Origin of the sequence: Kitasatospora sp. NPDC087315 (genome assembly GCF_044744345.1) — a bacterium.
In the GTDB taxonomy this organism is placed as follows: domain Bacteria; phylum Actinomycetota; class Actinomycetes; order Streptomycetales; family Streptomycetaceae; genus Kitasatospora.
This window is the reverse complement of the sequence record NZ_JBIUYD010000008.1, coordinates 43,979-58,505: the sequence shown is the minus strand read 5'-3', so window position 1 is coordinate 58,505 and position 14,527 is coordinate 43,979. Positions and strand designations below refer to the sequence as shown.

7 protein-coding genes are annotated in these 14,527 nt (G+C 66.8%); all 7 read left to right on the top strand.

The genetic code is table 11. From position 1 onward, the window contains the following. The first annotated feature begins 72 nt into the window (after positions 1-72). Positions 73-1,566 carry an AAA family ATPase gene (locus ACIO5D_RS13365; protein ID WP_400795142.1) on the top strand — a complete coding sequence of 498 codons (1,494 nt, stop codon included), beginning with the start codon at positions 73-75 and terminating at the stop codon, positions 1,564-1,566. Beyond that, positions 1,566-2,417 carry an HNH endonuclease gene (locus tag ACIO5D_RS13360; RefSeq protein WP_400795140.1) on the top strand — a complete coding sequence of 284 codons (852 nt, stop codon included), beginning with the start codon at positions 1,566-1,568 and terminating at the stop codon, positions 2,415-2,417. Before ACIO5D_RS13365 ends, ACIO5D_RS13360 begins: the two co-directional genes overlap by 1 nt. 352 nt (positions 2,418-2,769) lie before the next feature. Next, the gene (locus ACIO5D_RS13355; RefSeq protein ID WP_400795138.1) at positions 2,770-3,879 is read left to right on the top strand and encodes a hypothetical protein; all 1,110 of its coding nucleotides are present in this window, start codon (positions 2,770-2,772) and stop codon (positions 3,877-3,879) included. Beyond that, positions 3,876-7,112 carry a helicase-related protein gene (locus tag ACIO5D_RS13350; protein ID WP_400795136.1) on the top strand — a complete coding sequence of 1,079 codons (3,237 nt, stop codon included), beginning with the start codon at positions 3,876-3,878 and terminating at the stop codon, positions 7,110-7,112. Before ACIO5D_RS13355 ends, ACIO5D_RS13350 begins: the two co-directional genes overlap by 4 nt. Then, on the top strand, positions 7,109-9,817 hold the full coding sequence (locus ACIO5D_RS13345) for a DUF1156 domain-containing protein (RefSeq protein WP_400795134.1): 2,709 nt from the start codon (positions 7,109-7,111) through the stop codon (positions 9,815-9,817). The genes ACIO5D_RS13350 and ACIO5D_RS13345 overlap by 4 nt, the downstream gene beginning before the upstream one ends. A gap of 49 nt (positions 9,818-9,866) precedes the next feature. After that, complete coding sequence (locus ACIO5D_RS13340) at positions 9,867-12,866, top strand: DUF499 domain-containing protein (RefSeq protein ID WP_400795132.1); 3,000 nt, start codon at positions 9,867-9,869, stop codon at positions 12,864-12,866. A 400-nt stretch (positions 12,867-13,266) separates the two neighbouring features. After that, on the top strand, positions 13,267-14,502 hold the full coding sequence (locus ACIO5D_RS13335; protein WP_400795130.1) for a helix-turn-helix domain-containing protein: 1,236 nt from the start codon (positions 13,267-13,269) through the stop codon (positions 14,500-14,502). Positions 14,503-14,527 lie beyond the last annotated feature (25 nt).

The following is a 14,527-nucleotide window of genomic DNA, read 5'->3' as shown; positions in this document are numbered from 1 at the left end:
CAGGAGCACGCTGTGCATTTCATGGTCTTGGACGGGCCGGGGCACGTCCCCGCGAGAGGTCCACGCCCCTGGGTGCTCCTGCGTAAGGAAGCATGGGACGACTTCGGATACCGCACCCTGTTCGGGCTGTCGATCGCCGACTCCGACGGCACCGTGCACCAGATCGGCCAGGTCAAAATCGGCCGGCTCGGCATGGACGGTCACGAGAACGGCGACCCGGACGTGCCACGGAACTTCGACTCGCTCGACGACACGCTCTTCTCCGTAGGACAGGACGACACGTACTACGAGCGGCTGCGCCAGCTCGGTGACGACATACGTCGGGGCGTCCTGATCGGCCTGCGTGACATGGCCTTCGACAACAGCATCTTCGAAACCGCCCGCGACCAAGAGGTGACACGGACCTCGCTGTGGCGGTTCGTGAAGCCGTTCATGATCGAAGAGCAGTTCCGGCGCATTGCACGCGACGGCGACCGCATCACGCCCTTTCACGTTTTCTACGAGGGCCCCGCGCCCGCCACCGCAGGCACAGGCGGCCTTGAGCTGTCCTTCCAGGTCACACCACACAGCCAGCCCTCCAGCAACATCCACGTGCTTACCGGCCGCAACGGGGCCGGCAAGTCCGTCTCGCTCAACCGCCTGGCCAGAGCGGTCGCCGACCCAGAAGCAGACCCCACAGAGGTGGGCCGCGTCATCGAGGACAGCCGAGGCCAGCGCCGGTCGTTCGGTAACCTCGTCAGCGTCTCCTTCAGCGCCTTCGACGACCTGCCCCTCCTCCCGCCCGACGAGTCGTTCCCCACGACCTACGTCGGCCTACGCATGCCTTCAGGCGGCGCGCGGGCGCCACGCGTCAAGTCCCAGTGGCAGCTGAAACGAGACTTTGCCGAGAGCGTCGAGGCATGTCTGACCGGCGAGCAGGCGCACCGCTGGATCAGCGCGTTGCGGACACTGACGTACGCCGGCAGTGGTCTGCTGGCCGAGGATTGGCTGGAAGACTTCCAGACAACACGCAGCCCCAATAGCCGCCGGGCCAAGGCCCGCAAGCTGTTCGCTTCCCTCAGCTCCGGCCACAAGGTCGTCCTGCTGACAGTGACCCGGCTGGTCGAGCACGTCGGCGAGCGCACCCTCGTCATCATCGATGAGCCGGAGACCCACCTTCATCCGCCCCTGCTGTCGGCCTTCGTCCGGGTACTGTCCAGCTTGATCTCGAACCGCAACGGGCTGGCACTCATCGCCACCCACTCCCCCGTGGTCTTGCAGGAAGTCCCCGCCCACTGCGTCTGGAAGCTGCGCCGCTACGGCGACCACGTCATTGCCGACCGCCCCGAAATCGAGACGTTCGGGGAAAACGTCGGTGTCCTCACCCGCGAAGTCTTCGGCCTAGAGGTCACCGCCTCCGGCTTCCACGGGGAACTCAACCGCCTCGTCGACAACGGGGAATCCTTCGGCAGCATCCTGGAACGGTTCGGCGGCCAACTCGGCGGCGAAGCACGCATCATCGTCCGGTCCCTGATCGCTCTCCGCGACCTCGGCGACGATGCCTGGGCACCAGAGGAAACGTCCTGATGTGGCCGATCCCGCAACCCGACCTCGACGCCCGCAGCGTCTACGCCACCTGCGTCTCCAAGACCCGCCCCGCGAAGGTCAAAGCCCGTCTGCAGCTGCTGGAAGACGCCGTCGCCGCCGCGGCCGACGAGTACGAGAAGGCTGCCGCCACCGGGTCCCTGCACGCACTGAAGCACTTGAAGGACCAGCCCGACGGCAACGACACGGCCAAGGGCGACAACAAGAAGCTCACCGGCTGCTACACCAGCCGCATGGCCCGCAAAGGCAGCGCCGGCCGGGAGGTCTACAACCAGCTGATCAAGAGCGCCCGCCGAGGACGCTGCCCGCTGTGCGGACACGGGTTCGCCGACACCATCGACCACCAGCTCCCCAAGATCGCCTACCCGCTGCTCGCGGTCACCCCGGCCAACCTCGTCCCCGCGTGCCTGCCCTGCAACAAGGCCAAAGGCGAAGCCATACCGGCCGTGGCCGAGGAGCAGACGCTCCACCCCTATTTCGACGATGTCAGCGGCCAGGTATGGCTGGCAGCCCGCCTCACCCCGTCACCAGAGCCGGGCGTCGTCTTCTTCGTCGCCCCGCACCCCGACTGGTCGGCAACCTTGACCGCTCGTGTCCAGCGGCACTTCGCCACCTACAAGCTCGCTAGACTCTACGCGGCACAGGTGGGTACCGAGCTGGCCGCACTCAGCGACTATCTGCGCGGCAAGCCGTACCGGGCCGCCATCGACGAAATCCATGACCGGGCCGCAAGCTACGGAAACCGAAACTCCTGGCAAGCTGCCCTCTATCGAGCCCTGGCCGCCAATCCCTGGTTCATCAAATCCGGGTGCCTCAGTGAATGGGACGACTGACCACCCTCCAGGGACTGCTCAGTGAGCCAGACGACCGCCAGTCGCGAGGCCACCGTCTTCAAGGTCGTGCACGCCTATGGCCCCCGCAACAGCCAACCGCCAAGGCAGCCCGGCCAACCGCTTCCAGCAACTCTGTCGCTACCGGACGACGGGGCAGTCTCCCGATCCGCACCTGGGGTCCTGGCCTCCGGGCCCGGGGTGTTCATTCCCAGTGGGCGACTCCGTCGTCATGATCGGATCGCCTGCGGAAGGTCGGTCCGGGACTGGGTAAAGAGGTACGCCGCTGGCGTACCAGGGGGTACGCTGTCGGCATACCTTTGTGATCTCAGCGCCACACTTCCTGGAGTCGACGATGCGGGACAGCGCAGGCCCGTTCGAATACGACGGGCCAGTCGCTGGCGACCAGGTGGTCGACAGGTGCCGAGAGGCCGAGATGATCAAGGCGTGGGCCCGCGAGGGCCAGCTGATGGCGCTGGTGGCACCGCGGCGCTTTGGCAAGACGAGCCTGATTCACAAGATTGCGGCCGAGGGGCAGCGGGATGGCCTGACTGTGGTCACTGCCGATCTGTTCGGGGTCGCCAGCTTCTCTGACCTGGTGCTTCGTCTTGAGCGGGCGTGGGCGTCGTATGCACCCGAGGTGGTGCGTCCGGCAGTGAGCAAGATCTTGGCTGCCTCGCAGGCTGGAGTGTCGATCACGGGGTCCGGATTCGCTTCGGCCATGGACAGTCGGCCCGCAGCGGACCCGCTGGCGGCGTTGAATGCTCTGCTGGAGCTTCCCTCCCTGTTGGCTCAGCGTGAGGGCGGGCGGACTCTGATAGTGCTCGACGAGTTCCAGTCTGCTTCTGGCGTGCCGGGGGCAGAGGCGTTGATCCGGCAGCATGCTTGCCGAAAGCGGGCGGCCGTCTCCTACCTGTTCTCCGGGAGCAGGCCGGACATGCTGTCCACGGGGTCTGCCGAAGGGGAGCCAGTGTCCGTGCTCCGCCTTGGTCGGCTGCCCAGAGCGAAACTCGGCAAATCGATCCAACAGCGGTTCGCGACCACAGGGGATCGCGACGTGACTGGTGTGCTGGACGAGCTGCTGGCTGCGGGCGAGGGGCATCCCCAGCGGACCATGCTGTTGGCTCACCTGCTGTGGCAGGAGGTCCCCGTAGGAGAGCCGGCCACCAGTGATCATCTCGATGCAGCGATTGCTGCGGCTCTGCGGCAGGTCGACCCTGAAGCGCGAGCCACGATGAGCGGGCTCAGCGTAGGCCAGCGCAAGGTTCTTCGGGCGGTGGCCGAGTACGGCGCCCCGATGGCCGCGCGGGCGGTGCGGACGCTGGGCCTTCCCAAGACGACAGCTCAGAAGGCGGCACCGCATTTGGTGTCCGCCGGGCTCATCGAAGACACGAGTCGAGGGTGGCGTGTGATCGATCCATTGCTGGCCCGCTGGATCCAGACGAAGTACGGGACGCGCGCATGACTAATCAGCCGCAGGACGAGGTGTCGTTCGAGCGCGGGCAGCGAGTGAGGGTCCGGGCCAGCGGAGTGCCTGAATTCGCCACTGTCCGGTTTGCCCTGCCCGGCGATGCCCCGGGTTCGTGGGACCTCATCCTTGTTGACGACCAGGACCGACGGCACGAGGTGAACCTGGAAGCCGGAGACACCCAGACCGTGCGCCCTCTGGTCAGCGACGGTCGGGCCGACTCGGCTCGGGTGCTGGCAGCCATGTGGACCCAGTGGATGTACGCCGCCGCCACCAACGCCGAATCCAGCGCCATGGCGGCCACCCCGTTGAAGCCGTACGCGCACCAGACCACGGCCGTCTATGGCGCGATGCTGCCGCAGCCGCTGCTGCGGTTCCTACTCGCAGACGAGCCTGGCACGGGCAAGACGATCATGGCCGGCCTGTATCTCCGGGAGATGCAGCGGCTGGGCCTGGTCAAGCGTGCGATCATCGTCTGCCCGGCGAATCTGGCCACGAAGTGGGTCGACGACTTCGAGCGTCTGCTCGGCGGAGGACTGCGCCAGCTCACCTCGGCAACGGTGCGCGAGAACGCGCTGAACTCCAACGACCTATGGGTGGTCTCGCTTGAGCTGGCGTCCGTCAACCCGGCTGTGCAGGACGCCATTCGGCCGGACAAGGCCGGCTGGGACCTGGTCGTCTTCGATGAGGCGCACCGGCTGACCCCTACCGCCGCCGGGTTCCACCAAGTCGGCCGCCTCCTGGCCAAGAACACCCCGCGGGCGCTGTTGATGACCGCAACCCCACACCGAGGCAAGGAGTGGCTTTTCCGGCACCTGCTGCACCTCGTGGACCCGGCGATCTATCCGGACCCGGGCAGCGACCCCAATGTGGCGCTGCGTGCGCTTCGCCCGGGTCCGATCCATTTCCTGCGGCGGATGAAGGAGGACCTGGTCGACTACGACGGCAGGACACGTCTGTTCAAGGGCCGCGCCGCGCACAACCACAGCGTTCCGCTGTCGCAGGTCGAATACGGCTATTACCAGGCTGCCCTGGACATGGTCGACAGGTATTTCCCGCCCGCCGCGCAGCCGCTTGCCCGCATGGTGTACGCGAAGCGGGCCGCTTCCAGTCTGTACGCACTTGCCGAGACACTGCGCCGGCGCCACGACCACATGGGGGCGATGAGTGAGGCGGAGGCCGCTCTCATCGCCGAGGGCGACGGGCAAGGCGACGAGACGGAGGTCGATGAGGCGAAGGTCGTCCACACGAGCTCGACCGCCAGCAGGGCCGAGCGGGCAGCGATCAAGAGCCTCGCGGACCAGATCAACGCCACAATCCGTGATCAGGCTTGGAAGCCGTCGAAATGGAAGCGGCTCACTGAAGATTGCCTTGCCCCGCACGGGATCCTCCCCGGCAACGGCGAGCAAGCTGTGGTGTTCACCGAGTACGCCGACTCGGCCCAGTGGGTCGCACAACGCCTCGAAGCCGAAGGGTTCACTGCCAAGCTGTACTCGGGTCGGCAGAACAAGGCGGAGCGAGACGAGGTGCGCCGAGCCTTCATGCGAGGCGAGTTCCAGGTCATCGTCACCACCGACGCCGGCAACGAAGGCATCGACCTTCAGGCCGCGCACGTGTTGGTCAACTACGACATCCCTTGGTCCCTCGTGCGCCTTGAGCAGCGAATGGGACGTATCCACCGCGTCGGTCAGTTGCGTGATGTCCACCTGTACAACTTGGTCGCCACTGACACGCGAGAGGGTGAGACCCTGCTCCGGCTGCTGGACCACTTCGTCACCGCAGCGAACGAGCTGCGTGGCCAGATGTTCGACAGCCTGTCAGCGGTGGCCGAGATCACCGGTGTTGACTACGACAAGTGGCTCTCCGACCTGTACGGCAATGACGAGGGTAGGAAACAACAGGCGATCGACGCCGCCAAGGCCGTCCAGTCCCAGGAGCTCACCCGGGCGGCCAGGCAGGTGCGGGACAATGAACGACGTCTCGCCAGCCAGGTGGACGCCGTCGCCGCCCTGACCCTGCTTCAGCGTGATCTGTTCGCGCGGATCAACCCGGCGATCGTCGAGGCGTACCTCGACCGGCTCACCGCTGCCCGAGTACTGCGGTCCTCCCCGACGGCTGCTGGCGCCGGATTCCGCCGGCTGTCGCTGGAGGGTGCGGCAAAGTTCCCCGTCACCCTTGGCGGTACTGGCGAGGTCCACATCGCCACCAGCGGCGACGCGGTACGTGAGGCTGCGGAAAGCATCGACGTCGGCGATACCATCACGCTCGGTCCGGGCGAGCCTGGGTTCACCGATCTGATCGGCATGGCGGAACACTCCCTCGCCGAAGACCTGCACCAGTCCGGCGCCGCTGCCGACCCCACAAGTCTCACCCCGTACGACCTGTACGCGTACACAGCCACATTGACGGAAAGCGACGGGAAGCGCGCGAGCATCTGGGCGAGCCTGGTCAAGGTCGACGACAGCGGCAACGCCCGGCCGGTGCGGTGGGAGACACTGGCCAACCTCGTGCCCACTGGTCAGTTCGGCACCGCACCCCACCCCGCCCGGGAGGGGCTGGCGCTCTCGACAGCGCAGGTAGTGGCCGATGAGACTGTCGCCGAGCATCGACGCGTGCGCGCTGACTGGTTCGCCCAGGCCCGCAAGGATCTGACCAACCTGCCGCTGAGCCTGACCGAGAACATCGACGACCGCGCGGCCCGGGTTGAGCTGCGTCGCCGACTCCAGGCCCAAACCGCGCAACGACTCGACGAGCTTGAGCGTCTCGCTGACGTGCAGTTGACCGCGCCGAAGCTGATCGGCCGCATCCGTGTCCTGGCAGCTGCCGACATCACGGTCCAGGCGGAGATAGACGCCGAGCTGGTCTCCATGCGCCACGTCCAGCAGCTCCTCGCGGACGACGGGTGGGCTGTGGAGGACGTGCACACCGAGGGCCGTGGCTACGACCTGGAAGCACGTCGAAACAGCCAGGTCCGGCATGTTGAGGTCAAGGGTCTGCTGGGCAACGCGGCCAGCGACGGCATCCGGATGACCGGCAACGAGGTCCTGATCGCCACCCAACACCGCAAGGAGTATTGGCTCTACGTCGTCGACCAGTGCGCTGACGGCCGCGGCCGTTTCTTCGGGGCCTACCAGGACCCCGCTACCCTCTTCGCCAATGTCATGACCGGGAACGCGATCTTCCGCGTCCCCGGTAGCAGTCTCAAGAACGCCCCGGGGAGCAACACATGAGCCGGATGATCGAACGATGGTTTCCCAGCGCTGAGGTGTCGGCCAACAGCGACAAGGGCTGGGGATCAGGAAACAGCGAGATCTCCCTGTTCATGTGGTTCGCTAAGCGGCCCACCGCCCAGGCCAAGGCCGCCACGATCTGCTCCCTGCTGCCGTGGCCCGACGAGGTCGGCGAGCAGACCCGGTTGCAGAACCTCGTCCGGGAGGCCATGACGGGACGCTATGGGGCGTGGGGCGAACTGCAGGCCGAGATCGCCAAGGCCAACCCGCAGGGCGCAGCCACCCTTGATCCGTTCTCGGGGCGCGGCATGATCCCGCTGGAGTCGGCACGCCTGGGTGTCCAGGCGTCCGCCGTCGATTACAGCCCGGTCGCGGTGCTGGCCAGCCATCTGCTCACCTCGGCCCCGTTCGAGGACTGGAGCCAGGAGCCTGACCTTCCGTTCGGCGACCTCGGCCATCTGCTGACCTCCCGCACGGACCGGCTGCTCGGCGACCTAGAGACGCTGTTTGCCGAGATCCAGGCCCGGCACACCGCTGCGATGAACGACTTCTACCCTCGCAGCAACGGCGCGTTTCCATGGGGGTACCTGTGGGCCGTCGAGATCCCCTGCCAGGAGTGCGGGCACGCGTTCCCGCTTATCGGTTCCTACGAGTTGATGCCCGCTCGCGGCTCTCGCGAGGCGGTGGCGTTCTACATTGCCGCGGACCGGGCCTCCGGAACGTGGGAAGCGGTCGTGACGCCGGGCAAGCCCACCCGGGCCCCCACGCTGACCAATGCCGTGGAGAACGGCAAGAAGGTGCCGGGTAAGAGCGCGATCTGTGTGTTCTGCAGCCACGTCCACTCGCTGACTGTGCACCGGCGGCTCTTGCAGGAGCGTCAGGGCCGCGACGCTCTCGTCCTGGCAGCAGATATCGACGCGAAGAGCCAGAAGACCTTCCGCCAGCCCACCGACGAGGAGCGGAAGGCCGCCGCTGCGGCCACCACTGCGCTGGGCTTCGAGCCGGCTTTCAGCCCTTTCCTCCCGGCGGTCCCGGACGAGGGGATCGCGCCCGGCAACAACAACATCATCGGGCCGAGCATCTACGGGGCGAAGACGTACGGCGACTTCATGGTCGACCGCCAGACGCTCTCGTACGTGCGCCTGGCACGCATCATCAACGAGCTCGGCGACGAGCTCACCTCAGCCGGGCTGTCGCGTGATTACGTGAGGGCCCTGTGCGGCTACGCAACCGCGGTCGTGGTGAAGAAGCTGCGGCGCTCCACCCGCGGTGCCCGGTTCCAAAGCAAGGGTGGCGCTCAGGTCGGGGACCTGTTCGTCAATGAAGGGTCCATCACGTTCTCCCACGACTTCTTCGAGTCCGGCATCGGCGACGGCCCCGGAACGTGGAAATCGATCTCGGACAACGTGCTGGCCGCCTGCCGGAACCTGTTCTCCGACCTGCGCGGGGTGCCCGCCTCGGTGCAGCGCGGAAGTGCGACCGCGTTGTCCTACCCGCCCAAGACGTTCAGTGCGGTGGTCACAGACCCGCCGTACGACCAGATGATCGCCTACGCGGACGCTTCGGATCTCTTCTACACCTGGGTCAAGCGGTGCCTGCACAACACCTGGCCGGAGCTTGCCGTCACCGCTGACCCGCACGGCTGCCAGGACAAGAGCCAGGAGATCATCGTCAAGCGGGTACGCGGTGAGGCCCCGGACGAGCACCGCACGCGCGAGCACTACGACAACCTCATCGCGGACGCCTTCGCGCAGATGCGCCTGGCCGTCCGCGACGACGGCGTCGTCACGATCGTCTTCGGCCATGGTGAGCCCGAGGTGTGGCAGCGGCTGCTGCACTCCATCGAGAAGGCGGGGCTGGTGATGACCGGCTCGTGGCCGGCCAACACCGAATCCGGCGGGCAGCAGGGCAAGGCGAATATCGAGACCACGCTGACCATGGCCTGCCGTCCCGCCCCGGCCGGACGGCCAGCTGGCCGCAAGGGTGCCGTCGAGGCGGAGATCAAGGCGGAGATCAAGCGCCGCTACCCCGACTGGGAGCGGTGGGGCCTGGCACCCGCCGACATGTTGATGGCGGCGGCCGGCCCCGCGATGGAGGTTGTGGGCCGCTACAGCGAGGTTCTCGACGCTAAGGGCGGACCAGTCGACATCCACACCTTCCTGCCGCTGGCACGCGCCGCGGTCCAGGAAGCCATGGCCGTCGAGGTCAACAACCAGCCGCTCTCGGCCTTCGACGCCCGCACCCGGTTCGCCCTCTGGTGGATTCGGCTCTACGGCCGACAGGTCCAGGCAAAGTCCGAGCTGCGCTGGCAGGCCCTCGCTTCTTCCCTCGACCTCGCCGCCGTACGCGATCTTGTGGGTGACGCCGACAAGGGGGTCCGCTTCATCACCTCGCGTGAGTACTCCGGCAAGGTCGACAGCGACTCCGCCGCGGTCGACGTCGCACTCGCGCTCGCCGCGGCGTCCGATGAGGGCTTGCAGGCCATGGGTGAGGTCCTGGCGGCATCGGAGCGCGGTGTCGACGACACCTACCTCTGGTCAGCCATCCAGTTCCTCGCGGACCGGCTTCCCGACAACGACCCCGACTCCATCGCGTTCACCCGAGTCCTGCGCACCCGGGCCGGGATCGGCAGCGCCGCCGAGGCGGTCACCGCCAGCGCCTTCGAACGCGCGCGCCGCCAGGGCGCCCAGCTGAAGCTGATGTGATGACGAGCACACCACGAGCACCCATGCTCACCAGCCCAGGAGATAAGCAGTGACGACGAGCGTGACCCCGTGGTGGAAGGCGCTGAAGATCCGTGAGGAGATCCTCAACGCCTCCGGCCAGATCGACGATGTGCAAATGTCGCTGTTCCGCGCCGTCCACGGCACCGCCACGGACCGGCCGCCATATGCGGACGCGGCCTATTACGGTGACATCACCCACCCCACAGAGCGGCTGATCGACCTCCTCACCGAGATCGCGGTCCGCGTCGGAGGCGGTGACGACTACCTCAAGGCCCGGGCCGTCACCCGGCTCGACCAGGGCATGGGTGGCGGTAAGTCGCACGCCTGCATCGGAGCCTTCCACCTGGCTGCCAATCCCGCGGCGTTGCTGTCCACCGAACTGGGCGAGAAGGTCGCCAAACGGGCGAAGGCCAAGATGGGCCGAGAGCTCGCCCGGGACCTCGGGGGGCCGCATGTGGTCGTCCTACCGTGCGACAACATGACCGCCGGTGCTGGCGTCCAGGAACTCGACGGGCCGGCGGTCAGCCTCTACGAGCGGTTCCTGTGGCGGCTGTTCTCCAAGGACTACTCGCTCTACGAGCGCTACCAGCCCTTCTGGAGCGACAAGCACAAGATCGCCGAGGCCATCCGCGCCGTGAACAGGCCTGTGTTGATCATCATCGACGAGGTCCTGGACTACATCGGCAACGGTCTCGACGGCACCAACAAGCCCGATCTTGCAGCCCAGGACATGGCATTCCTGCGCGCCCTTCTCGACGTCGTCAACGACGTCCCTCACGTGGCGATGCTCGTCGTGATGATCGCTTCCGACGCAGACAAGACCGCGCTCTCGCCGGCTGGGAAGGAACGCCGCGACGACCTCAACACCCTGCTCGAACGCAACGGCCTGCCGGCCACGGTCACCGAGGTCAGTGATTTCGCCGACATCCTGCGGCGGCGACTCTTCGACACCGAGCCAGCCGCCGAGGTGCTCGCCGCGACGGCCCGCCTCTACGAGCCGGTCCTGGGCGACAATGGCTGGTCCAAGCACGTCTGGGAGCAGATCGGCGCTGACTGGCGGCGCCACTGGTCGGACGAGGTCGCCGCCTGCTACCCCTTCCACCCCATGCTCGTGAGCCTGGCAAAGGACGAGTGGAGCAGAGTCACCGGATTCCAGCGTGTCCGATCCACGATCCGGATCTTCGCTGCCACGGTGTTCGCCCTGCAACAGCGGGGCAAGGCGGGAGAGTGGGTGCCGGCACTCATCGGGCCCGGAGACCTTCCCCTGTCGGAGAGCACCGTTCGCGAGGCGCTCCTGGGCAGTGGCCTGGTGGAGGATGACCGCACGATCGCAAACTACCGAAGCCTCGCCGAAATCGAGGTCGTCAACCACGAGGGTTCGTCAGGAACAGCACGCCGCCAGGATCTTGAACGCCCCGAGGTGCCGTGGCATGGGGATAATCCGCGAGCCGCTGAACGCGCTGCCACCTTCATCTTCCTGGTGAGCATCGTCGGCACCCTCCGCCCCGGTCGAGGGCGCGGCGCCAGCGCGCCCGAGGTCAAGGCGGCCACCAGTGTCCCGGACACCAGCTACACCATCACCGACGCCGACATCGTCGTCGAAGAGGTTGTCAACCAGGAACGGGGCATAAGCGCTCTCGACATCGCCCGAGGCCAGGGCAACAACAAGCCCGCTCGCTACTTCATGTCCACCCGCCTCACTCACCAGATGCTCGTCAAGGACATCCGGCGCACCATCACCGAAGCCGAGCGGGACCAGGTCATCGCCGACTTCGCTCAGAAGCTCGCCAACAGCGGCCCGTTCCGTGAACTCAAGTTCATTCCCGCCGATGCCCAACGCACCGCAGCCGATGTCATGGCCACCAGCGGCCTGGACATGGCTTACACAAACCGACTTGTTGTGCTCGACCCTGCGCAGTTCAGCCTCCGCAACGGCATGGAGAAGCCGACGATGGAGGCGCTGACCGTCGCGATGGGCCTCGGGCAAGGTGTCCAACAGCTCCCCGTCCAGTGGGCCAGCAGCGCGGTCTACGCCGTGGCGAACACCCAGCGCCGCAGCCTGGTGCGCGGCCTGGCAGTGGAGTACCTGGCGCGGCAACGAGCCCTGGCCGCACCCGAGGTGCAGAACGACAGCGAACTCAAGACGATCGGCACCAAGGAACTTGCCACGGCGAAAGAGCAGCTGGAGAAGGCCCTCAAGCGGGCCTACCAGCACGTCGTCTTCCTCGCGCAGCCTGACCCGGACGGAGAGCGCTACCTCGACGAACTCACCTACGACGACGACAACTTCACCGCTCTGAACGGTACTGCGGTCTGGAAGGCACTGGCCGCGCGGGACAAGGTCTTCGATGTCGGGGAGTTCACTCCCCGGGCCCTGCAACACAACCTCCGCGACCAGGACTACGGGAAGACCCTCTCCGACATCCGGGCTGCGTTCTACAGCGCTCCGAGACTGCCGCTGCTTTATGGCGGGGATCGCGATCTTCAGCAAGCGATTCACGACGCCGTGGACCAGGGTCTGGTGAGCATCGTCGACGGTAACGGAACCGAGGTTGCTGTCACCGGGCCTGGGCAAGTCAACCTGGCGAGTACGAGCCTGCGGCTCTCGAAGCCGAAGCCGCAGGTCTGCCCGACCTGTGGTGAGCCATCCCACGACGGCTCCTGCGCCGATACCAGCGAGCCCGCAGCCCCGAATGACACGACACAGAGCGGGGCAGCCAGCGCCGCTCAGACGAATGGGGTAGCCGGCCAGGACAGCGGAGCGGCTGGTTCAAGCGACGCCGTCCCTCAGCAGTCCGGTGGCAAGGACCAGAAGGCAGTGTTCTCGTTCACCTGCAACCTCCTGGCCGATGATGATACCGCTGATGGACTTGCCGCATTGTTCCGTTCGTTCTTCATGGCCCTGGACGAAAGGCAGATCAGCTACCTTCAGAGCACATTCCAAGTCGTACTGAGTGCCGAGGGAGCCGAGCAGATCCGGCAACGACTCGACGAGCTGGGGATCTCGGCGACGTTCAAGGAGATCTAGACACTTGTCACACCGGTCGAGTTATCGGCCATGAGGCATTGGAGCTGGGCGCCCTGGAGGCCACAACGCATGCGGGGCGCCCAACTCACCGCCACTGGCCCAATGGTGAAGTGCTTGGGCGGACCTGCCTGTCCGCCCGTCACCTCGCCGCGAGATGGTCGATGGCGGGAGTCCGGGATAGGGCGGCGAAGATGATGTGTGTCCCCCGCCGCAACTACCTCGGAGTCTGCGGCCCCGACAGACCCTCTGCCGGGGCGTGGCCCTCCTCGGTCTCAGGACACCCGAGAGGCTGCAGGACGATTGTGCTTTCGGGTAGAGGCGGGAGATGGGTACCCGAGTCACACGGTCGGTCCCTGTTCGGCGGTTGCCCGGGGCCACGCTCTTACCGTTACCTGGGCGCATGACCGAGACCCCGTTCTCTCCGTCCGCGCTGGCAAGGTACATCGAGCTGCGCGGCATGGGCTCGGCCGAGCTAGCGAGGGCCGTCGGCGTCTCCGAGCGGGCGGTGCAGTACTGGCTGGCAGGGCGGAGCGCTCCTGGCGATCGGTCGTTCGGGCGCTTGCTGGCCGTCCTGCGGTGCGACGCGCAGGACTTGTGCGGCAGGCTACGTGGAACCGAGACTCTCTCGGATCTTCGCCGGGACGCCGGACTGGATGCAGGTCAGGCCGCTACCGCAGTGGCTGAGAAGCCATGGGCTCGGGACTTGGGCTTCGATGCCGGAAGACTTCGGGCTTTGGAGCTCGGACGGAGCGTTCCGGGGTGGGATGGAGGGGCCCCGGAGGTGGCCGGGAGATTGGCGCGTGCCCTGGCTCGGGTGTACGGGGTCCCTGAGCGGGTGCTGTTGGATGCCTGGCGGCGGAGTCGGCCGGCGGACGAGAGTGTGCCGGTCCTCCCGAGGAAGGCGCGCGGCGGTGAAGAGACGCCCGGGCCGATGGCGGTGTGGAAAGGGCTCAACGAGCGCCAGCGCGTCTACTTGGTGTGTCTCTTCTGGCAGGACCAGGAGGAGGAACTGCTGCAGCAGCGCCGCCGCGCGGTGGGTGGTGTCCGCGGTGCTGCGCACGAGTGGCGCCGGATGCCCCTCGCGCTCCATGCGCCGAAGGAGCTTGTCGGGCTGAGCAGGCTTCAGGAGCGGCTCCGGCAGGAAGGCGTGCGTGATCCGGGAGTGGGCTCGTCGGTCGCCGCGTTGCGGCGTCGCGGCTTGGTCATCACGTACCGGGACCGCGTATACGTCGACGGCGTCGGCGAGGTTGACCGGACACTGGTTGAGGTGACGCGCCACGGGCGAAGCGTTGCACGAGCGGGTCTGAAGGTCCCCCGCAGCAATGGAGCGCCGGCACCGTTGCTGTCCCGCTGGTTGTGGAGTGTCCTGGTACGTGTTGCCCGCGCCGACGGGGTAGGCGTGGACGGTTCGTTGGCAGGGCGGGCTCCGCACGCCCTGGCTGTGGGGCGAAGCCCGGACGGCCGCAACCCCAGCCGAGGATTCATCGTTCTGCGCCACCCGGAGGGCGAGGAGAGTGGCCCGTACTTCTGGTTCCTGACCGACAGCGGGCGACAGCATATGAAGGACTACCTTGGCACCTATCAGGAACTGTATCCGGATGTTGAGACTTCCGACCTAAACCGCTCGATCGAGTGAACTCTGCTACGGAACAAGCGAGTTC

What these genes read in the sequence shown, in the direction of transcription:
- ACIO5D_RS13360 (WP_400795140.1), top strand. Translation starts at nt 1,566, where the DNA reads ATGTGGCCGATCCCGCAACCCGACCTCGACGCCCGCAGCGTCTACGCC.
- ACIO5D_RS13355 (WP_400795138.1), top strand. Translation starts at nt 2,770, where the DNA reads ATGCGGGACAGCGCAGGCCCGTTCGAATACGACGGGCCAGTCGCTGGC.
- ACIO5D_RS13350 (WP_400795136.1), top strand. Translation starts at nt 3,876, where the DNA reads ATGACTAATCAGCCGCAGGACGAGGTGTCGTTCGAGCGCGGGCAGCGA.
- ACIO5D_RS13345 (WP_400795134.1), top strand. Translation starts at nt 7,109, where the DNA reads ATGAGCCGGATGATCGAACGATGGTTTCCCAGCGCTGAGGTGTCGGCC.
- ACIO5D_RS13335 (WP_400795130.1), top strand. Translation starts at nt 13,267, where the DNA reads ATGACCGAGACCCCGTTCTCTCCGTCCGCGCTGGCAAGGTACATCGAG.